Raw genomic sequence first — 19,031 nt, forward strand, 5'->3', positions numbered from 1 at the left:
GGTAAAACGGCCTCGAGCGGGGAGGTGGGGGGAGTGGGCGAAGGGAAAGAGCGACCGGCGATGGACGAACATGGTTCGTTGCCGGCCGCGCAGTTTACCATTGCCGCCATGACCTCCGACCATCCGCACCTTCCGCCAGCGTCGTCCGTTGCACAGCGCATCCGCATCGTCCTGGTGGGGACGCAGCACCCGGGCAATATCGGGTCGGCGGCGCGGGCAATGAAGACCATGGGCTTGGACCGGCTCGTGCTGGTCGCGCCGCAGCGGGCGCCGGACGTGGAGTCCTTCGCGCTGGCGGCGGGTGCCAACGATGTGCTGGATTCCGCGGTGACCTTCGACACGCTGGCCGAGGCCGTGTCCGATTGCCGGCTGGTGTTGGGGTGTACCGCGCGCAGCCGTCGGATCAGCCTGCAGGAGCTGATGCCGCGGGCGGGAGCAAAACGTGCGGTGGCGGTTGCCGCCGAGGCCGAGGTGGCGCTGGTGTTCGGGCGTGAACGAACGGGTCTGGAGAACCACGAGCTGCAGCTGTGCCACGCAGCGATCCATATCCCGGCCAATCCCGACTACAGCTCGCTGAATCTGGCTGCCGCGGTGCAGGTCATCAGCTATGAACTGCGCCTGGCGCTGCTGGCGAGCCCGGAAGCAGGCTCGCCGACTCTGGCAATACCAGCGAAGCGCAATCCACCCGCCTCGCATGCACAGATGGAGCACTTCTTTGCCCAGCTGGCCGAGACCCTGGATGCAATCGACTTCCACAAGGGCCGGGCGCCGGACTCGGCGATGCGCAAGTTGCGCAGGCTCTTCCTGCGCGTCGATCTCGAGGATCGCGAACTGCGCCTGTTACGGGGAATCCTCGCCGACGCCAGTCGCATGGCAACACTCGCCGGACAACGCTGATGATGCCCTGTACGCTCATCCGCGGGGCGTCGGGGGACACATGCAACTGAATACAGAACAGCGCGTGCGCGGACGGTTCGCGGCCACCATGGGTCGGCTGGGAAAACTGATGCTGGCAGCGAGTCTGGGCTTGGGCGTCGGCATGCCCATGGCCTGGGCAGGTGACGCCCATATCCTGGTGCTTGGACGCATCAGCGATGACCCGAGTACGCATTACGAACAGCTCAAACCGCTGCTCGACTATGTCGTGCCGCGGATGGCGGAGGTCGGGATCCGCGAAGGCCGCATCCTCATGGCGAAGGACCCACAGCAGATGGCGAGCTACCTGCGTCGCGAGCGGGTCGACTGGGTCACCGAGACGTCGGGTTCGGCGGCGATCCTGGCCGAACGCGCCGGCGCGCGTCCGCTGCTGCTGACCGAAAGGGACGGAGAGCGCAGTTACCACACCGTGTTTTTTGCCCGCGCCGACCGCGGCATCACCGGCTTGGATGCATTGCAGGGAACCCGGATAGCATTCCAGCGGCCGACCTCGACCAGTGCGTATTTCATTCCCGCCGGCCAGCTGCTGCGCAGCGGTGTCGAACTGGATCTGCTGATGTCGCCGCTGGATACGGTCGGTCCCCATGCGCTGGGTTATCTCTTCGCCCGGTCGGAACTGAACATCGCCACCTGGGTGCACAAGGGGCTGGTGGATGTCGGAGTGATGAGCAACCTGGATTGGGAGAATCCGCGCCGCATGCCCGACGCTTTCAAGAAGGACATGACGGTTATTGGACGCAGCGGCGATATTCCACGCGCCCTGGAGCTGGTGCGCAAAGATCTCGACCCGAGGGTGCGCGAGCGCTTGGGTCAGGTGCTGGAACGGGCTGCCGACGATCCCCAGGCAGCGGCTGCCCTGCACGAGTTTTTCGGCACCACCCGCTTCCTGCCGCTCGATGACGAGGCCCGTCGCGAGCTGGCCCAGGTGCAGTCGCTCGTGCGACTGGTCCGGGCGGAGGTTGAGTGAGGGCGGTCTTCTCCAGGCTTTTCAGCGGGTTGCAGGGCCGCGTACTGGCCATGTTGCTGGTCGCGCTGCTGGTGTTCGGCGCTTTGACGGCGCTCATGTTGCAGCGCCAGGCGCAAACCCAGCATGAGGTCGAGCGCGTCAGCAACGCCGCGATGCGGGAAGTGGCCGAAGAAAACCTGAAGCAGCGGGGCGAGAACATGGTTGGCCCGCTGGCTGAACTTCTGGTCAACCCGCTCTACTACCACGACCTGGACGGTATAGGCGCACTGCTGCAGGGCGCCCTCAAGCAGGACTGGATCCGCTACGTGTACGTCTTCGATCCGCAGGGGAATGTGCTCCACGACGGCAGTGAATCCATTCCGGCCTACGGGCTGGCAATGGCGGATCGGCTGGCACCCGCGGCAGTCGCGGCGCCCTCGCTCAACACTCAGTTCAGCGACTCGGTCATGGATGTCTCGGCGCCGATCATGATCGGTCGGGAACGCCTGGGAGGTGTCCGTATCGGATACGACCTCGACGCGATGCGGACATTGCAGCAGCGGGCGTCGCTCCAGCTCGACACCCGGCTCCAGGCGTTGGCGGAGCGGCAGAAGTTGTGGATGCTGCTGCTTGGCGTCGCGTTGATGGCCATCGGGGTCGCGGTGCTGTGGGCGATCCAGCGCTGGCTGGTGCGCCCGATTCGGAGCCTGGCCGATGCCGCACGCAAGATCGAGTCCGGCCATTACGACGTGCTGTCGTTTGACAGCGCTCGCAAGGACGAGCTGGGCGAGCTGATACGTGCGTTCCGCCACATGAGCGAGAGCGTCGCCCGGCATGATCGGGACATCCGCACCATGGCCTACACCGACGCGCTGACCGGCCAGGCCAACCGGCTCGCATTCCGCGAGGCACTCGATGAGCGACTGACCCGTCTGCGCGGCAGCGGCCGGCAGCTCGCCTTGCTGTTCGCCGACATCGATGACTTCAAGCGGGTCAACGACACCCTTGGTCATGACGTGGGCGACGAGGTTCTGCTGGCGGTGTCTCGCCGGATCCGCGAGGTGGTCCAGCGTCTGGGCGGGCCGGGCGCCATGCTGGCGCGCTTTGGTGGCGACGAATTCGTGATCCTGGTGGAGGCCAACGAGCCCGGCAGCGATGTCCGCCAGACCGCGACCGCGCTGGGCCAGTCGCTGGTGGAAGAACTCGGCGCGCCGCTGGCGCTGCGCGAGCGCGAGGTGTTCCTGGGTATATCGATCGGCATCAGCATGTACCCCGAGGACGCCACGACCGCGGCGATGCTGATGAAGAACGGCGATATCGCCATGTATCAGGCGAAGTTGGCCGGCAAGAATTGCGCGCGCTACTACGACACCGTCATGAACCAGGCGGTGGAGCGCCACGTGCGGCTGGAAACGGAGCTGCGCGGTGCATGGGAACGCGGCGAGCTGAGCATGGCTTACCAGCCGGTGTTCCGGGTCTGCGATGACGCGGTGGTGGGTGCGGAAGCCCTCCTGCGCTGGCACCATCCCGAACTTGGCGAGGTGCCGCCCACGGTCTTCATCGATGTGGCGGAGAAGACCGGGCTGATCGAGATGATCGGCCCAAAGGTGATGACCGCGGCCTGCCGCGATGCGGCGCGTTGGCCATCCCTGGACGGTGGAGCGGCGCCGTTCGTGTCGGTCAACGTTTCGGCCCGCGAGTTGCGCAGCGGTGAACTGCCGCGCTGCGTGGCCAGAAGCCTGGACTACAGTGGTCTGGACCCCGGTCGCCTGTTGGTGGAGCTGACCGAAACGGCCATGATTGGCGATGAGGCCCACGCCGGTCGACTCCTGCAACAGCTGCGCGCGACCGGGGTGCGGGTCTGGCTCGACGACTTCGGCACGGGATTTTCCGGCCTGAGCCACCTGCGACGGGTGCCGGTCGACGGGGTCAAAATCGACCGCAGCTTCGTGGCCGACATCCTGCATGATGCAGATGACCTGGCACTGACCACGGCGATCATCGCCATGGCGCATTCGCTGGGAATCACGGTGATCGCCGAGGGTGTCGAGAACCGCGCGCAGTACCGCGTGCTGCGCGATCGCGGTTGCGATCTGGCCCAGGGCTTCAGCCTGGCCTGTCCCATGAGCGCCGACGAATTTATTGAGCTGTGCAACCGCGCGGCGGTGGAAAAAGTCCAGGTGTGAGTCTCAACTCAGCCGTGGATCCAGTGCGCGATCGCGGTTGCCAGCTGCCCGGAGACAAGGCCGAAGAAGACAATCGCTGCGGCTCCCGCCAGCCACGCCACGGCGATCAGATAGCCGTCGCGCTCCAGCAGGGCCAGTGCAAACAGCAGCAGCAACACACCAAACAGATAGTTGGTGAAGGGGATCGGCAAGCACAGCAGGAGGCCGAGCGCGACCAGCAACAATCCGGTGATGATGCTGGATACGCGACGCTCGAGCAGCGCGGGCGCGCGCGGCCGCGACAAGCGCTCCAGGCGTTCCAGCCACGGTGAGATGCGGTCACGGAAGCGGCTGAGGGTGTGCCGCGTCGGGCCGCGCTGGGCGACGAAGCCGGGCAGCCACGGCGCAGACAGGCCGACCATCAGTTGCAGCCCAAGCAGCACCACCAGCAGGCCGCTTGGCCCGCCAACGCCAGGAATGGGCAGGAAGGAGGGCAGGATGGCGATGAAAACCAGCATCCCGAAGGACCGCTCGCCCAGTCCGCCAAACATCTCGCCCAGAGGCAGGGTTTCGGCGGGATCGCCCACGGTGAAGGAATCCAGCAACGCCCGGGTACCGATGCGGTCTTCGGGGGCCGCGGGACCGGCGGCGTCCCTATCCGCTGGTTTCATCGTTTTCCGGATCCTGCACGGGCTCGCTCTGCAGCAACAGCTTGTCGATCCTGGGGCCGTCCAGATCGATCACTTCGATCCGCCAGCCCGGCCATGCGAACTGCTCGCCCACGTTGGGAATCCGGCCGAAGTGGGCAATAACCATCCCGGCCGCGGTGTGGAAGTCGTGCTCTTCCTCGCCCGGCACCGAGCCGGACACCAGTTCGTGCAGATCCTCCAGATGCAGACTGCCATCGATCAGCCATGAGCCGTCGGCCCGCTGCACCACCGGTCCGGCGGTTTCGTCGCTGCTCTCGCTGCTGCCGTTGCCCATACCGGCCTGGACGCGGCCGATGACCGCCCCCATCACGTCGTTGACGGTCACCAGGCCGGTGACATCGCCGTACTCGTCCACCACCAGGGCAAGCGACTGCTGCTCCTCGCGGAAGATCTCCAGCAACTTCATCGCGTGGGTCGATTCGGAGACAAACAGGGCCTCGCGCATCTGGCCGAAAAGATCGATCGGCACACCGGGCATCAGGCCGCGCAGCAGCGACTTGGCCTCGACCACGCCGATCACGTCCTGGTCGGTCCCGCGCAGCACCGGGAAACGCGATACCGGCGAGGTGCGCATCGTCTCCAGGTTGTCATCCAGCGGCGCACCGGCGTCCAGCCATGTGATCCGCGTCCTTGGCGTCATCAGGCTGTCGGCGGTGCGATCACCCAGGCCCAGGACGCGGTTCATCATCTTGCGCTCGTCGGCATCGATCACGCCCTGCTCGTGGCTCTCGCTGACCAGCAGCCTGATCTCCTCTTCCGTCACGTTCGACGCCTGGGTCTGGTCCAGGCGCATCAGTTTGAGCATGCCTTGGGTGCTGACCATTAGCAGCCAGACGGCCGGCGTGGCGACCCACGACACCCAGTGCATCGGCGCGGCGACAAAGCTGGCGAGCTTTTCCGGGGCGAGCAGGGCCAGCCTTTTCGGCAGCAGCTCGCCCAGGACGATGCTGAGGTAGGTGATCAGCCCCACCGCCATCACAAGGCCGATCGTACCCGAGTAGTCGGCCAGGAAAGGCGCCTGTACGGCGAGCCAGTCGCCGATCGCCATGCCGATCGCCTCACCGCCGAACATGCCGGTGAGGATTGCGATCAGGGTGATCCCGACCTGCACGGTGGAGAGGAAGCGGTCCGGGTGTTCGGCCAGGTCCAGCGCCTTGCGCGCGCGCCGGCTGGTTACCCCCATGTGCCGCAACTTGGCCTTGCGCGAGGTGACAACCGACATCTCTGACAACGCAAAAAACGCGTTGAACGCGATGAGCACCAGTACGATCCCAAACTTCAGCATGCCGCTGGCCTCATTTGAGCGAAGCAGGGCATGACTGTGCCACGGCCGCTGATAGGCGCCGTGGGCCGTGTAGACGGAGGTTTTGGATCGTCGCCCATGGAGCGCAGGAGACCGTATTGACGCGTCCAAGCGACGCCGCCGGATTTTAGCAGGTAGGCCATGCCGGCCATGGAACAATCAATGACTGGGCGTGAAGTCGGCGAAACCGTCATAATCGCACCCCCCGGGTTGCCGCCCGGAGCGCAATGAAGATGTCCGGCGCGGTTTTGTACCGGATTGCGGTTTCCTCCACCACGACGCGTTGCCTTACGGCACGACGAGGTATTGCACCGATGTTTTCCCTGCAGACGATGTTCGGCCAAGGCAACCAGTTCTACGACCTGCTCGAGCAATCCGCCGTTGCCGCCCACGACAGCACCAAGGCGCTGCACGAGATGCTCAAGGGCGAGCAGCGCGAGCCCGCGCTGGATGCTTTCAAGCTGGCCCGCCAGCGTGAGCGCGACGCGTCCGAGAAGATCAGCCAGGAGCTGGTGGACAGCTTCATCACGCCAATCGAGCGTGAGGACATCGAAGCGCTCAGCTCGGCCCTGCACAAGATCAACAAGCAGGCGGAAAAGTTCGCCGATCGCTACACGCTGGCGGTGCAGCACCTCGAGCACATCGACTTCGCGCCCCGCGCAGCGATGCTGGAACAGGCCGCCAGCGTGGTGGTGAAGATGGTCAAGCAGCTGCGCAAGATCAAACTGGGGCCGATGAAAGAGCTCAACGACGAGTTGCGCTCCATCGAGAACGAAGCCGATCGCCTGATGCTCGAGCTGTACCGTGAGATCTACTCGGGCGATCTGGAGCCGCTGCAGATGTTCCTGTTGAAGGAGTTCTTCGAGATCCTGGAGAAAGCGATCGACCGCTGCCGCGAGGCTGGCGTGGTGGCGTACGACATCGTCCTGAAGAACTCCTGAGGCGCCGAGCATGTTGACCCTGGTCATGACGGTGGTAATCGTCGCGCTCGTGTTCGAGTACATCAACGGCTTCCACGACACCGCCAACTCGATCGCGACGGTGGTCGCCACAAAGGTGCTGTCTCCGGCCCAGGCGGTGGCGATGGCCGCGAGCATGAACCTGATCGGTGCGCTCGTGGGTACCGCGGTCGCCAAGACCATTGCGTCCGGGCTCATTGACATCGGTGTGGTCGAGGTGGGGGCGCAGCTGATCCTGTGCGCGCTGCTGGGCGGCATCATCTGGAACCTGATCACCTGGTGGATCGGGTTGCCCTCGTCCTCGTCCCACGCCTTGATCGGCGGACTGATCGGTGCAGCGCTGGCCGCCGCGTCCAATAACTTCGACGCGATCATCTGGTCCGAACCCGCCAAGCCGATCTATCACAGCGCCGGCGTGCTGTGGAAAGTGGTCGTGCCGATGTTCAGCTCGCCGATCCTGGGCTTCGTTGCCGGCTTCCTGCTGATGGCTGTGCTGTTTGCGGTGATTTCCGGCATGGCCAACAGTGGCGGATTTCTGGCGCGCATGGCGCGGCCGCGCTGGGTCAACGGTTTTTTTGGCCGCGCGCAGATCGTCAGTGCCGCGGGCATGGGTTTCGCCCACGGCATGAACGATGCCCAGAAAACCATGGGCATCATCGCCCTGACCCTGGTCAGCGCCCAGAGCACTGGCGTCCTCGACAATCTGCCTGGCTGGCTGGCGTTCCTGCACCCCTCGCCAGGCGCGCTGGCCGACGGTGACATCGACCTGTGGATCAAGTTCGCCTGCGCGCTGGTGATGGCCGCCGGTACCGCGGCCGGCGGCTGGCGGATCATCAAGACCCTGGGCCACAAGCTGGTCAAACTGCACCCGATCCACGGTTTTGCCGCCGAGACCAGCGCGGCCTCGGTGATCCTGGCCGCCTCGTCGCTGGGAATCCCGGTGTCGACCACCCACAACATCTCCGCCGCGATCATGGGCGTGGGCACGGCGAAGCGCCTGAACGCGATCAAGTGGACGATCGTGGAGCGGATGATCTGGGCGTGGATCCTGACCATTCCCGCATCAGGCGGGATCGCGTGGCTGGCGTTCCGCGGCATGGCTGCATTGGGCTGGGCATAGCCGCAGCACGGGTGGACTAGAGCACGTCGCGCTCGCCCGACAGCACCCGCTCCATGCGGTCGCTGGTGCCCCCGATGTCCAGCACCAGACGGTGCACTTCGGCGCCATCCAAGCCTTCGAAGGGGCGGTTCTCGCATAGTTGCAGGTACGGATCGCCGCCCATTTCACCGATGGCCAGGTAGCCGACCCGGCTCTGCCAGTTGAACTTCAGCGCCCGGGTGGCGTCGATGCCGTCGGCAACGGCAACGGCGACCGCGCTGCTGACACGCAGGTACGGACGCCCGTCCTCGTCGTGCAGCTCGGACAGGAAAATCGTCTGGTGGCGGCTGCCCTTTTCCAGCGACAGCTCGATGCTGGCGACGCCTTCATCCTGCAGGACGACATTGAACCCGGCACCGGTCAGGTGCTGGCGGATCGACTTGAACGTGTGCATGGCGGACTCCGACGGGGGAGGCCTATGCTACCGCGATGGAAAACCCGGCCAACGTCCGCGTGATCGCGGCGATCCGTCAGATCCCGCCCGGCCAGGTGGCCGGATACGGCGAGGTGGCCCGCCGTGCTGGCCTGCCGGGCCGCGCGCGGATGGTGGCGCGGCTTCTGGCCGGCAATGATGATCCCGATTTGCCGTGGCACCGGGTGGTGCGTGCCGACGGGCGCATCGCATTCCCGGCAGGTTCCCGACAACACCTGGAGCAATGCCGGCGGCTCCGCGCCGAGGGCGTCCGGGTGGAGGGTGGCCGGGTCCGTGGGATGCGACGCTCCCCCTCATTGGACGAGCGTTTGTGGGGAGATCCCGGCTGAGGTCAAGCGGACGCGCAATCCCTCGCCTCGCAGGCCCGTTCAGCAGCTACCATTGCGTGACTTGGTAAGGAGCTGCGATGTTTTCCAATCTTCCCCCCATCACCCGCGCGTTGCTGATCGCCAATGCGGTTGTGTTCCTGCTCCAGAACGTCCTCGGGGAAGCCGCGCTCTCCGCCTTCATGCTGTGGCCAATCGGTGGGGGCGAGGGCATGTATCCGGGCCGGGAGTTCCTGCCCTGGCAGCTGCTCAGCTACGGCTTCATGCATGGCAGCTTCACCCATCTGCTGTTCAACATGGTCGCGTTGCTGATGTTTGGCGCGCCGCTGGAGCACACCTGGGGCGAGCGCCGGTTCCTGACGTTCTTCCTGGTCTGCGTGGCAGGCGCAGCCGTGTGCCAGTTGGCGGTGGGCGCCTGGACCATGTCCCAGGGCGGCACGGCCTACCCCACAGTCGGGGCATCGGGCGGCGTGTTCGGCCTGTTGCTGGCCTACGGCATGCTGTTTCCAAACCAGCGCGTAATGCTGCTGATCCCGCCGATTCCGATGAAGGCGCGCACCCTGGTGATCGTTTACGGCGCGATCGAGCTGATGCTGGGCTTCAGCGGATACCAGCCGGGCGTGGCGCATTTTGCCCACCTGGGCGGCATGCTGTTTGGATGGCTGCTGATCCGGTATTGGCGTGGCCAACCACCGTTCGGCCGGCGCGGCCCGCCGCGGCCGCGGGTGGTGCGCTGAGCGTGGTCGCCGAATAGACCCGCTGTACAACGGGAAACGGCGCGGTTGAACGCGCCGTTTCCTTTACCGTCTGCCGCGTGCCGGCGCAGCTACCTACTTCTTCTTGCTCTTTTCCGCGGCCGGCTCCGGACGCAGCACGATGCGGTCGTCCGCCTTCAGCTGCATCGGAGCACTCGCCTTGCAGCCGTAGGTCGTGCCAAAGGCGGCCATGTTCATCAGCGGGCCGTTGGTCCGCCATTTGCCGGGCGCATGCACGCCGTGCGCGGCGAGCTGGGCGGCCGACCCCGGGCTCAAATGCTGCGGCCACAGAGCGGCCCAGCCCTCGAAGAACGCCTCCCTGGCTTTCTTGTCCGCGTCCGGCACGGCCTTGTTGAAGGCTTCCCAGGCAAGCTGGACGCCGGCGATGTCGGCGATGTTCTCGTCCCGGGTCGCCATCGCATTGACCTTGGCGCCATTGAGCATCGGGTAGTCGAAACCGCTGTATTGGGTCACGACGCGGTTGCCCATCGCATCCCAGGTGGAGGCGTCCTGCGGGGCCCACCAGTCACGGATATCCGAATCGGCCGCGATATGCCGGCCGCGGGCATCAAACCCGTGGCTGATCTCGTGCCCGACCAGAGCGCCGAAACCGCCGTAGCGGGTCGCCGTCTGCGCCAGCGGATCCAGCAGCGGTGCCTGCAGCGCGGCGGCAGTGACGATCAAGCGATTCTGGGCCAGGTCGTACGTAAGGGCGGGCTGCTGGGGCAGCACGTCCCAGCGGCGGTCGGCGTTGTTCTCGCCGATGCGACGCATTTCCTCGCGGTGGCGCCAGGTCGATGCGATGAGCATGTTGCCGCCGAAGCTGCCACGTCCCATTGGCTGGATGGTGAAATCCAGGTCGCGGGCCGGGACGCCCAGCTCGATCTTCATCTTCGCCAGCTTGGCGGACGCTTCTGCCCGGGCCTGCTCGCTGATGCGGGTGTCACTGGCCAGCGAATCGGCCAGCGCATTGCGGACCTGGCCGGCAATCTGCAGGGCCTGCTCGCGCGTCTCCGGCTTCAGGAACCGCGCCGCGTACTCGTGGCCCAGCATGGGGCCGGCGGCGTGGTTGATCGCATCCAGCACCTGCTGCTCGCGCGAGGGTGGCGCTGAATCGCCGGCGATCACGCGACCGTGGAAATCGAAATGGGCGTCGCGCCAGGCCTTGGCGAGGTAGGGCGCCATCGAGTCGCCTACACGCCAACGCAGGTACGCCCGCCACTGTTCCGGCTTGAGCTCACCGATCAGCCGGTCCACTTCCGCCAGGCGCGCCGGGGTAGCGATGGAAACGGTGGCCGTGGTGACACCCTGGGCATCGAGGAACTTGTCGAGTTCAAGGTTGGGGTACTGGGAGGCCAGACTGGCGGTGTCTACAGCGGCATAGTTGCTCCGCGGGTCGCGAAGCTCGGCCAGTGGACGCGAGGCCTTTGCCAGGCGGGTTTCCAGGTCGACGACCATCTGCACCTGTTTGGCAAGTTCCCTGTCCTTGACACCGGTGAGGGCGAGGATTTTTTCGATATAGGCGCGGTATTGCGCCATGACGGCCTGGGTCGGTTCATCCGTGCGCAGGTAATAGGCCGGATCGGGCAGGCCCACGCCGCCTTGGCTGAAGTAGCCGATGTGGCGCGACAGGTTGGCCAGGTCGATGTCGGCGCCGAAGTGGAATGCCACCGGAATGCCGACCTGGTGCAGCGCGGCAATAGCCGGCGCGATGCTCTTGCTGCGTTTAATCGCGACGATACGATCCAGCAGCGGCGCCAGCGGCTGGGCGCCATCGGCCTCCACGCCAGCCTCGTTCAGGCCGCTGGCCCAGAAATCACCCAGCAACTGCTGGATGGGGCCCTGCGGCGCCTGCATCGCGCCGTTGAGCAGGTCGATCTGCTCCTGGCGCGCGCGGGTCTCGAGCTGGCCGAGCGCGGAAATGGAGTCGGCACCCGCCGGCAACGGGTTGGCCATCAGCCAGCCGGCATTGGCGAAGCCGTAGAAGTCGGAGCAGGCCTCGGCCGTATCCTGGGCGCTGACGGAGGGCGAGGCGAGGCCGGCGGTCAAGCCGATGGCGAGGGCATAAAACAGGGGTCGAAGGGTCATCGGGTAGTCCATCCAGAATATCTCCGGCAGTCTAGCAAGGCGGCGGGCAGTACAATGCCCCCATGAGCCAACACGTCGTCCTGCCCTGCCTTGCTCCTGCCTTTGGTCCGATGCCGCGCCGCGTCACGCGCGCGGTCAGCATCGGTGGCGTCACCGTAGGGGGCGGGGCGCCGGTTGTCGTGCAGTCCATGACCAATACCGACACCGCCGATATCAATTCGACGGTGAAACAGGTGGCCGATCTGTGGCGCGCCGGCTCGGAGCTGGTCCGCATCACAGTCAACAATGCCGAAGCCGCCGCTGCGGTGCCGCGCATCCGCGACAAGCTGGCAATGATCGGCGCGCCGGTACCGCTGATCGGAGATTTCCATTACAACGGCCACCAGTTGCTCACCGCCGAGCCGGCCGCCGCGGAGGCGCTGGCAAAGTTCCGCATCAATCCTGGCAACGTCGGTTTTGGCAAGAAGCGCGATACCCAGTTCGCGACCCTGATCGAGCTGGCGATCCAGTACGACAAGCCGGTGCGCATCGGCGCCAATTGGGGCTCGCTCGACCAGTCGCTGGCGCGCGAACTGATGGACGAGAACGCCTTGCGTGCCGAGCCTTGGGATGCCGGGCGCGTGCTGCGCGAGGCCTTGCTGCGTTCGGCGCTGGATTCGGCGGCGCGCGCGGTGGATATCGGGCTGCCCGCAGACCGGATCGTGCTCAGCGCCAAGGTGAGCGGAGTCCAGGAGCTGGTCACCGTCTATCGCGAGTTGGCGGCGCGGGGCGATTACGCCCTGCATCTGGGCCTGACCGAGGCCGGCATAGGCAGCAAGGGCATCGTTGCCTCCAGCGCCGCGCTGGGGGTGTTGTTGCAGGAAGGCATCGGCGACACCATCCGCATCTCGCTGACGCCGGAGCCGGGGCAGTCGCGCACCAACGAGGTGATCGTGGCCCAGGAGCTTTTGCAGACGATGGGCCTGCGTGCGTTTACGCCGATGGTCACCGCATGCCCGGGTTGCGGACGGACCACCAGCACGTTCTTCCAGGAGCTGGCGCAGAAGGTGCAGGAACACGTCCGGGCAAAGATGCCGGAGTGGAAGATCACCCATCCCGGTGCGGAAAACCTCACCCTCGCGGTGATGGGCTGCATCGTCAATGGACCGGGTGAATCCCGCCACGCCAACATCGGTATCTCGTTGCCCGGCACCGGTGAGGCGCCGTCGGCCCCGGTGTTCGAGGACGGTGAGAAAACCGTGACTCTGCGCGGCGAGCACATCGCCGATGAATTCCTGGGCCTGATCGACGCCTATGTCGAGCGCCACCATGGCGGCGCCCGGCGAGCCTGACCCGCCGCCAAGCGGGCCGCTGGAGCCCGGCCCGGCTGGAGTCGACCGTCGCGTACCCGACATCGCAGGCGGGCGTTTGCCAGCAGGCAAAGCCGGGTTGCCGGCTGACACCGCGCTTTCCGCCGAGAGTGCCCCGGCGACCCTGCGCCGCGAGCAGCGGCTGCTGGTCCGTATCGCCCGGGACTTCGGCTGGCCGCTGGTGCTGGTGTTTCTGACCTTGCTGTTGCCCTTGTGGGGCTTTTCCAAGCTCGCCGTGGAGCTGCGGGAGGGGGCGATCTTCGCCTTTGACGAGCCGTTCCTGCGCGCGCTGCGCGCAATGGCCAGCGCCGGCGGCGACCGGTTTTTCGTCCTGCTCTCGAACCTGGGCTACCTGTACGGCGTGGTGCCGGTCGACATCGTTCTGGTCGCGGTGCTGTTTATCCGCCGCCACCTGAGGGCCGCCACGTTCGCGTCCATGGCCGTGGTGGGATCGGCGCTGCTGAACGTCTCGGCCAAGCGCATATTCACCCGGGACAGGCCTTCGCTCTGGGAGTCGATCACGCCTGAAGTCACCTGGAGCTTTCCCAGCGGACACGCGATGGGCTCTGCAACGCTGGCCGCGGTCGTGATCGTGCTTGTGTGGCACACCCGCTGGCGTTGGCCCGCCATCGCGGCAATGTCCGCTTTTGTCCTGCTGGTGGGAATCTCGCGGATGTATCTGGGCGTGCATTACCCGTCCGACATCCTTGCGGGTTGGGCCGTGGCCAGCGCGTGGACGGCGGCCTGCCATCTCGCGGTTTACCGCTTCCGCGCGCCGATATGGCCGGCCCGCGACGAGCGCACGCGCTGAACGCTCTCAGTTGCCGGGCTTGGCTGCGCTGGTCGGCGCGGTGCTCGCGGCCCTGCGGGAGAGGCTGGCTTCACGGTGCGCGATGTAGCCATTGGCACTGAAGATGATTGCCGCGCCCAGCAGTGTCCACCGGTCCAGCGCTTCCCCGAACAGGAAGTAGCCGAAAACCACGACAATCGGCAGTTGCATGAAACTGATCGGAACCAGGGCGGACACTTCGCCCAGCTTCAGTGCCCGTGTCCACAACATGTGCCCGCCGGTGCCCAGCACGCCGGCCAGCACCACCCACAGCCAGACGATGCCCTGCGGCCATTCCCACACCCACAGCGCCGGGAGCAGCGACAGCGGCACCCACAGCATGGTGGTCAGGATCACGATCCGGTCCGCCGGCTCGGTATAGGCCAGCTGCTTGATCTGGATGGCGACGATGCCGCTGATGACGGCGGCCGTCACCGCGACCAGCGACGCGGCGCTGAACTCGGTCGTGCCCGGACGGACGATGACCAGCACCCCGATAAAGCCCAGGATGACCGCACTCCAGCGACGCACGCGCACCTGCTCGCCCAGCCAGAGCACGGCGGCGATGGTGACGAACAGCGGCGTGGAATAGGACAGCGAGACGGCCTGTGCCAGCGGCAGATGGCTGATTGCCCAGAAGCCGCAGAACATCGACAGCGTGCCGAGTACGCAACGCACGATATAGCGCGGCATCTGCTGGGTGCGCAGTAGCCCCGGCCCGTGCCTGAGCAGCAGTGGCAGGGCCGCGAGCATGCCGAAGAAGCTGCGGAAGAAAGCGATCTCGAAGGTGTGCAGCGACTCTGATGCCAACCGGATGGTGATCACCATCACGGCGAAAAATGCGGTGCTGCCCAGCATCAACAGCGCTGCGCGGGTGTGGATCGAGATCGGCGGTTTGGTTGATGTCACCAGACGGCGCCGATCAATCGCGGTTCCGGCTCCAGGGCGACGCCAAACCGTTCGTTCACCGAACCTGCTATCTCCCGGGCCAGGTCGTAAAGCGCTTGTCCGCTGGCCGCGCCGTGGTTGACCAGCACCAGCGCGTGGGTCGCTGAGACGCCCGCGTCACCGCAGCGGTGGCCTTTCCAGCCGCAGGCATCGATCAGCCATGCGGCAGACACCTTTCTCGTCGAGTCCTCAGCGGTGGCGAACATCGGCATGGAAGGGTGGGCGTCGAGCAGGGCGCTGGCCTGGGCGGCCGCCAGGATGGGGTTTTTGAAGAAGCTGCCGGCGTTGCCGATCACCGCCGGATCGGGCAGCTTGCTGCGCCGGATGGCCACGACCGCGTCGGCGACCTCGCGCGCCGTGGGCTGCACTACGCCATGCGCCTCCAGTTGCGTGCTGATGCCTGCATAGGACAGGCGTGGCTTGAATTCACGGGGCAGGGCGAACTCGACCGCGGTGATGATGAAGCGACCGGACTCCCGTTTGAACAGGCTGTCGCGATAGGCGAACGCGCAGTCATCGGCACCCAGGTGATGCCACTCCCCGGTGGCCGGCTCGAACGCCTCCACCCGATGGATGAACTCGCCGACCTCGACACCATAGGCACCGATGTTCTGGATCGGTGCGGCGCCGACTGTGCCGGGGATCAAGGCCAGGTTCTCCAGCCCGCAAAGGCCGAGTGCAAGCGATTCCATGACCAGTTCGTGCCAAGGGGTTCCCGCGTCGGCACGCAGGATCGACTTGTCGGGGCCCTCTCCCACCACGGAGATGCGGCGGCCAGTCAGAGAAAGAAGGGGGGCTTGCGGATCGCCCACGAACAACAGGTTGCTGCCACCGCCAATCACCAGTGGTGATCGGTCGCGGAAATCCTGCGATCCCAGTAGATCCGGCAGGAAGGAGGCGTCGTCCACTTCGGCCAGCACAGGTGCATTTGCAGGCACACCGAAGGTGTTGCGCGACTTCAGCGGCACATTGCGGAACAGTTGCACCGACGGGCTCATGCAGCCGGGGGCATCGGTCCGCCGCTGGGCGAGAACTTGCGGCGGCGAATGGCTTCCACGCACTCGTTGATCAGGGCCGGGCCGCGGTAGACCAGGCCCGAGTAGCACTGCACCAAGGTCGCCCCGGCGGCCATCTTGGTCACCGCGTCGGCGCCACTGAGGATGCCACCGACACCCACCAAGGGGATCGACTCGGGAAGGCGCGTGCGCATCATCCGCAACACCGTGGTGGAGCGGCCCATCAACGGTTTCCCGGACAGACCGCCCGCCTCGTCGGCGCCGCGCACGCCTTCCACCGCGATGCGCGAGACGGTGGTGTTGGTCGCGATCACTCCGTCTACCTCCATTTCCGTCAGCACGCGCGCGCAGGCTTCGATATCCGGGTCCGACAGGTCCGGCGCGATCTTCACCAGCATCGGGATCCGCCGGCCATGCTTGGCGCCCAGACGCTCCTGCTCATCGCGCAGCGTGCCTACCAGACGCCGCAGGGTCTGTTCCTCCTGCAGCTCGCGCAGCCCCGCCGTGTTCGGTGAGGAGATGTTGACGGTGACGTAATCGGCCAGCTCGTAAACGCGCGACAGGCAGTACATGTAGTCGCCGTCGGCGATATCGTTGGGGGTGTCCTTGTTCTTGCCGATGTTGATGCCCAGCAGCGCACCCTTTCGGTCGGCACGCTCGACATTGCGCACCAACGCGTCCACGCCCGCGTTGTTGAAGCCCAGCCGGTTGATGACCGCCTTGTGCGAAGGCAGGCGGAACATCCGCGGTTTCGGGTTGCCCTCCTGCGGGCGGGGCGTGACGGTGCCGATCTCGACGAAACCGAAGCCAAGCGCCATCAGTGCATCGATGTGCTCGCCGTTCTTGTCCAGCCCGGCAGCCAACCCGACCGGGTTGGGGAAATCCAGCCCGAACGCCCGTGTCGGCAGCGGGGCAGGGGTTTTCGACAGCAGCGAAGCCGCACCCGATCGCCAGGCGACATCGAGCGCGCGCAGACCGAGGTCATGCGCGCGCTCGGCATCCATGGCGAACAGCAGCGGGCGGGCCAGACCGTACACGTCTATCCCCAGTTGGAGGCGACCGCGAGGAAGGCCGCCAGGCCGCCGAACAGCAGCACCACGCCGATGATCGAGAGTATGGCCACGGCGACCATCGCGTAGCCGAGCACCAGCCCGCTGACCGCCAGTCCGTCACCATCGACCAGGCCATTGCCGCGCTTGATCTCACCGCGCGCCATGTGCCCGGTGACGATCGCCACGAGGCTGCCCACGAAGGGCAGCAGGGTCCAGCCCAGGATGCCGGCAACCAGGCTGATGACGGCCATGCTGCTGGTCCGGCGAATCTGGTTGGCCGGTGGCGGAAGCGGGGCGGAGACGGATGTGTTCATCGAGAGTGCTCGGTGGGTGGGAGCTTACAGGTCGAACTTGATGCCCTGCGCCAGCGGCAGTTCGTCAGAGTAGTTGATGGTGTTGGTCTGGCGACGCATGTAGGCGCGCCACGCGTCGGAGCCGGACTCGCGCCCACCGCCGGTTTCCTTTTCGCCACCGAATGCGCCGCCGATCTCTGCACCGGAGGTGCCGATGTTGACGTTGGCGATGCCGCAATCCGAGCCCCACGCCGACAGGAACTGCTCGGCCGCCTTCAGGCTTTCGGTGAAGATCGCCGAGGACAGGCCCTGCGGCACGTCGTTCTGCATCTCGATCGCCTCATCCAGGGTGCTGAACTTCATCACGTACAGGATGGGGGCGAAAGTTTCCGTCTGCACCACGTCGGCGCTGTTGGCCAGGCCGGTGATCAGGGTCGGCAGGACGAAATTGCCCTTGCGGTCGATCGCCTCGCCACCGGATTCGACCTTGCCACCGGCCGCCTTGGCCTTCTCGATCGCAGCGAGGAATTCCTTGACGCCTTCGGGGCTGTTCAGCGGGCCCATCAGGTTGGCCGGGTCGGTAGGGTCACCGATTTTGCCTTCGACCTGCTTGTAGGCGGCGACCAGTTTGGCCAGCACGTCGTCATAGATCGATTCGTGGATGAACACGCGGCGCGTCGAGGTGCAGCGCTGGCCGGCGGTGCCGACGGCGCCGAACACGATCGCCGGGATGGCCAGCTTCAGGTCCGCGCTGGCGTCGACGATCATCGCGTTGTTGCCACCCAGCTCCAGCAACGAGCGACCCATGCGCTTGGCAACACGCTCGCCCACATGGCGACCGACCTTGGTGGAACCGGTGAAGCTGATCAGGTTGATGCGCTTGTCGTCAACGAAGTGCTGGGCCAACTCGGTGCCGGCGTCGTTGAACAGGAAGAAGATGTCGGGAAACCCGCCCTTGCGCAGCGCTTCGTTGCAGATCTTGATCGAGGCGATGGCCGACAACGGGGTCTTGGGCGACGGCTTCCAGATGGTGATGTTGCCGCAGACCGCAGAGACCAGCGCGTTCCACGCCCATACCGCGACCGGGAAGTTGAACGCCGAGATCACGCCGACGATGCCGAGCGGGTGCCACTGCTCGTACATGCGGTGACCCGGGCGCTCGGAGTGCATGGTCAGGCCGTACAGCTGACGTGACAGGCCGACGGCGAACTCGCCGATGTCGATCATCTCCTGCACTTCGCCGTCGCCTTCGGGCTTGGACTTGCCCATCTCCAGCGCGACCAGCGAACCCAGTTTGTCCTTATTCTCGCGCAGCGCGTCAGCGCACAGCCGGACCGCTTCGCCGCGGCGCGGGGCCGGTGTGCTGCGCCACACCTTGAACGCGGCCTGGGCGCGCTCGACGATCGTGTCGTAGTCGGCCTGCGTGGTTGCATGCACCTTCGCCAGTGACTCGCCGTCGGTCGGGCTGAGCGGCTCCAGCATGCCCGCGGTGCCGGCCTTGGCCCATTCGCCATTGCCGAGGTAGGTGCCGGATTCAGTGTCATTCAGGCCGAGCGCAGTGAGGACGGGATGGGTCATGAAGATCTCCTGTTGATCGAACAGTGGTGAAGCCGCGCTTCAAGCCGCGGGCAAATCCGGGCGACGCACGCCGCAGTGCCACGAAAAGTTCTCGCAGACGACGAATGGTGACCCCGACACGATTCGAACGTGTGACCTGTCCCTTAGGAGGGGACCGCTCTATCCAGCTGAGCTACGGGGCCGCAA

Annotated in this window: 18 protein-coding genes and 1 tRNA gene; 9 read left to right on the forward strand and 10 right to left on the reverse strand. The window is 65.9% G+C overall.

The features are described from left to right. Window positions 1-108 precede the first annotated feature (108 nt). From KZ491_RS01685 to KZ491_RS01695, 3 genes are all read left to right on the forward strand, one after another. A complete protein-coding gene (locus tag KZ491_RS01685; RefSeq protein ID WP_222564691.1) occupies window positions 109-897 on the forward strand; it encodes an RNA methyltransferase in 789 nt (262 codons plus the stop codon). Between the two features lie 88 nt (window positions 898-985). Further along, the gene (locus tag KZ491_RS01690) at window positions 986-1,903 is read left to right on the forward strand and encodes a phosphate/phosphite/phosphonate ABC transporter substrate-binding protein (protein ID WP_222564692.1); all 918 of its coding nucleotides are present in this window, start codon (window positions 986-988) and stop codon (window positions 1,901-1,903) included. Window positions 1,904-1,953: 50 nt separating this feature from the next. Continuing rightward, complete coding sequence (locus KZ491_RS01695; RefSeq protein WP_222564693.1) at window positions 1,954-4,068, forward strand: putative bifunctional diguanylate cyclase/phosphodiesterase; 2,115 nt, start codon at window positions 1,954-1,956, stop codon at window positions 4,066-4,068. A gap of 8 nt (window positions 4,069-4,076) precedes the next feature. Here KZ491_RS01695 and KZ491_RS01700 read toward each other — a convergent pair whose 3' ends face one another. Next, on the reverse strand, window positions 4,077-4,718 hold the full coding sequence (locus KZ491_RS01700) for an exopolysaccharide biosynthesis protein (RefSeq protein WP_222564136.1): 642 nt from the start codon (window positions 4,716-4,718) through the stop codon (window positions 4,077-4,079). Next, the gene (locus tag KZ491_RS01705) at window positions 4,702-6,042 is read right to left on the reverse strand and encodes a hemolysin family protein (protein ID WP_222564137.1); all 1,341 of its coding nucleotides are present in this window, start codon (window positions 6,040-6,042) and stop codon (window positions 4,702-4,704) included. The genes KZ491_RS01700 and KZ491_RS01705 overlap by 17 nt, the downstream gene beginning before the upstream one ends. A gap of 332 nt (window positions 6,043-6,374) precedes the next feature. On the opposite strand from KZ491_RS01705, the gene KZ491_RS01710 reads away from it, so the two are divergent. Together KZ491_RS01710 and KZ491_RS01715 are read left to right on the forward strand one after the other, a co-directional pair. After that, window positions 6,375-7,001, forward strand: a complete 627-nt coding sequence (locus KZ491_RS01710) for a DUF47 domain-containing protein (protein ID WP_222564138.1) — start codon at window positions 6,375-6,377, stop codon at window positions 6,999-7,001. Between the two features lie 10 nt (window positions 7,002-7,011). Beyond that, a complete protein-coding gene (locus tag KZ491_RS01715; RefSeq protein WP_222564139.1) occupies window positions 7,012-8,139 on the forward strand; it encodes an inorganic phosphate transporter in 1,128 nt (375 codons plus the stop codon). Between the two features lie 16 nt (window positions 8,140-8,155). On the opposite strand, the gene KZ491_RS01720 is transcribed toward KZ491_RS01715, so the two are convergent. Continuing rightward, a complete protein-coding gene (locus tag KZ491_RS01720; RefSeq protein WP_222564140.1) occupies window positions 8,156-8,572 on the reverse strand; it encodes a hypothetical protein in 417 nt (138 codons plus the stop codon). Between the two features lie 35 nt (window positions 8,573-8,607). On the opposite strand from KZ491_RS01720, the gene KZ491_RS01725 reads away from it, so the two are divergent. Both KZ491_RS01725 and KZ491_RS01730 read left to right on the forward strand, forming a co-directional pair. Next, a complete protein-coding gene (locus KZ491_RS01725) occupies window positions 8,608-8,940 on the forward strand; it encodes an MGMT family protein (RefSeq protein ID WP_222564141.1) in 333 nt (110 codons plus the stop codon). Between the two features lie 77 nt (window positions 8,941-9,017). Further along, window positions 9,018-9,674, forward strand: a complete 657-nt coding sequence (locus KZ491_RS01730) for a rhomboid family intramembrane serine protease (protein ID WP_222564142.1) — start codon at window positions 9,018-9,020, stop codon at window positions 9,672-9,674. Window positions 9,675-9,767: 93 nt separating this feature from the next. Here the strand turns inward: KZ491_RS01730 and KZ491_RS01735 are convergent, their stop codons facing one another. Continuing rightward, the gene (locus tag KZ491_RS01735) at window positions 9,768-11,780 is read right to left on the reverse strand and encodes a M13 family metallopeptidase (protein ID WP_222564143.1); all 2,013 of its coding nucleotides are present in this window, start codon (window positions 11,778-11,780) and stop codon (window positions 9,768-9,770) included. A gap of 62 nt (window positions 11,781-11,842) precedes the next feature. On the opposite strand from KZ491_RS01735, the gene ispG reads away from it, so the two are divergent. Continuing rightward, window positions 11,843-13,111, forward strand: a complete 1,269-nt coding sequence (gene ispG / locus KZ491_RS01740) for a flavodoxin-dependent (E)-4-hydroxy-3-methylbut-2-enyl-diphosphate synthase (protein ID WP_222564144.1) — start codon at window positions 11,843-11,845, stop codon at window positions 13,109-13,111. Further along, on the forward strand, window positions 13,074-13,940 hold the full coding sequence (locus KZ491_RS01745; RefSeq protein ID WP_246606454.1) for a phosphatase PAP2 family protein: 867 nt from the start codon (window positions 13,074-13,076) through the stop codon (window positions 13,938-13,940). The genes ispG and KZ491_RS01745 overlap by 38 nt, the downstream gene beginning before the upstream one ends. Before the next feature lie 6 nt (window positions 13,941-13,946). Here the strand turns inward: KZ491_RS01745 and KZ491_RS01750 are convergent, their stop codons facing one another. The 6 genes from KZ491_RS01750 to KZ491_RS01775 form a co-directional block, all read right to left on the reverse strand. After that, on the reverse strand, window positions 13,947-14,816 hold the full coding sequence (locus tag KZ491_RS01750; RefSeq protein ID WP_222564695.1) for a DMT family transporter: 870 nt from the start codon (window positions 14,814-14,816) through the stop codon (window positions 13,947-13,949). 47 nt (window positions 14,817-14,863) lie between these two features. Then, window positions 14,864-15,904 carry a UDP-N-acetylmuramate dehydrogenase gene (murB, locus tag KZ491_RS01755; protein ID WP_222564145.1) on the reverse strand — a complete coding sequence of 347 codons (1,041 nt, stop codon included), beginning with the start codon at window positions 15,902-15,904 and terminating at the stop codon, window positions 14,864-14,866. Next, window positions 15,901-16,959: a quinone-dependent dihydroorotate dehydrogenase gene (locus KZ491_RS01760; protein ID WP_222564146.1), complete on the reverse strand. Its 1,059-nt coding sequence runs from the start codon at window positions 16,957-16,959 to the stop codon at window positions 15,901-15,903. The genes murB and KZ491_RS01760 overlap by 4 nt, the downstream gene beginning before the upstream one ends. Window positions 16,960-16,961: 2 nt before the next feature. Then, complete coding sequence (locus KZ491_RS01765) at window positions 16,962-17,288, reverse strand: DUF4190 domain-containing protein (protein WP_222564147.1); 327 nt, start codon at window positions 17,286-17,288, stop codon at window positions 16,962-16,964. A gap of 24 nt (window positions 17,289-17,312) precedes the next feature. Next, complete coding sequence (gene amaB, locus KZ491_RS01770; protein WP_222564148.1) at window positions 17,313-18,845, reverse strand: L-piperidine-6-carboxylate dehydrogenase; 1,533 nt, start codon at window positions 18,843-18,845, stop codon at window positions 17,313-17,315. A 105-nt stretch (window positions 18,846-18,950) separates the two neighbouring features. Continuing rightward, window positions 18,951-19,027 (reverse strand) — tRNA-Arg (locus KZ491_RS01775). Between the last annotated feature and the right edge of the window lie 4 nt (window positions 19,028-19,031).

This window comes from Novilysobacter antarcticus (assembly GCF_019802285.1).
Classification (GTDB): domain Bacteria; phylum Pseudomonadota; class Gammaproteobacteria; order Xanthomonadales; family Xanthomonadaceae; genus Novilysobacter; species Novilysobacter antarcticus.

Coding starts and splice junctions, on each gene's coding strand:
- KZ491_RS01685 (WP_222564691.1), top strand. CDS start 109: ATGACCTCCGACCATCCGCACCTTCCGCCAGCGTCGTCCGTTGCACAG.
- ispG (WP_222564144.1), top strand. CDS start 11,843: ATGAGCCAACACGTCGTCCTGCCCTGCCTTGCTCCTGCCTTTGGTCCG.
- KZ491_RS01695 (WP_222564693.1), top strand. CDS start 1,954: ATGTTGCTGGTCGCGCTGCTGGTGTTCGGCGCTTTGACGGCGCTCATG.
- KZ491_RS01705 (WP_222564137.1), bottom strand. CDS start 6,042: ATGCTGAAGTTTGGGATCGTACTGGTGCTCATCGCGTTCAACGCGTTT.
- murB (WP_222564145.1), bottom strand. CDS start 15,904: ATGAGCCCGTCGGTGCAACTGTTCCGCAATGTGCCGCTGAAGTCGCGC.
- KZ491_RS01720 (WP_222564140.1), bottom strand. CDS start 8,572: ATGCACACGTTCAAGTCGATCCGCCAGCACCTGACCGGTGCCGGGTTC.
- KZ491_RS01750 (WP_222564695.1), bottom strand. CDS start 14,816: ATGCTGGGCAGCACCGCATTTTTCGCCGTGATGGTGATCACCATCCGG.
- KZ491_RS01735 (WP_222564143.1), bottom strand. CDS start 11,780: ATGACCCTTCGACCCCTGTTTTATGCCCTCGCCATCGGCTTGACCGCC.
- KZ491_RS01730 (WP_222564142.1), top strand. CDS start 9,018: ATGTTTTCCAATCTTCCCCCCATCACCCGCGCGTTGCTGATCGCCAAT.
- KZ491_RS01725 (WP_222564141.1), top strand. CDS start 8,608: ATGGAAAACCCGGCCAACGTCCGCGTGATCGCGGCGATCCGTCAGATC.
- KZ491_RS01700 (WP_222564136.1), bottom strand. CDS start 4,718: ATGAAACCAGCGGATAGGGACGCCGCCGGTCCCGCGGCCCCCGAAGAC.
- KZ491_RS01710 (WP_222564138.1), top strand. CDS start 6,375: ATGTTTTCCCTGCAGACGATGTTCGGCCAAGGCAACCAGTTCTACGAC.
- KZ491_RS01690 (WP_222564692.1), top strand. CDS start 986: ATGGGTCGGCTGGGAAAACTGATGCTGGCAGCGAGTCTGGGCTTGGGC.
- KZ491_RS01745 (WP_246606454.1), top strand. CDS start 13,074: ATGTCGAGCGCCACCATGGCGGCGCCCGGCGAGCCTGACCCGCCGCCA.
- KZ491_RS01715 (WP_222564139.1), top strand. CDS start 7,012: ATGTTGACCCTGGTCATGACGGTGGTAATCGTCGCGCTCGTGTTCGAG.
- KZ491_RS01765 (WP_222564147.1), bottom strand. CDS start 17,288: ATGAACACATCCGTCTCCGCCCCGCTTCCGCCACCGGCCAACCAGATT.
- amaB (WP_222564148.1), bottom strand. CDS start 18,845: ATGACCCATCCCGTCCTCACTGCGCTCGGCCTGAATGACACTGAATCC.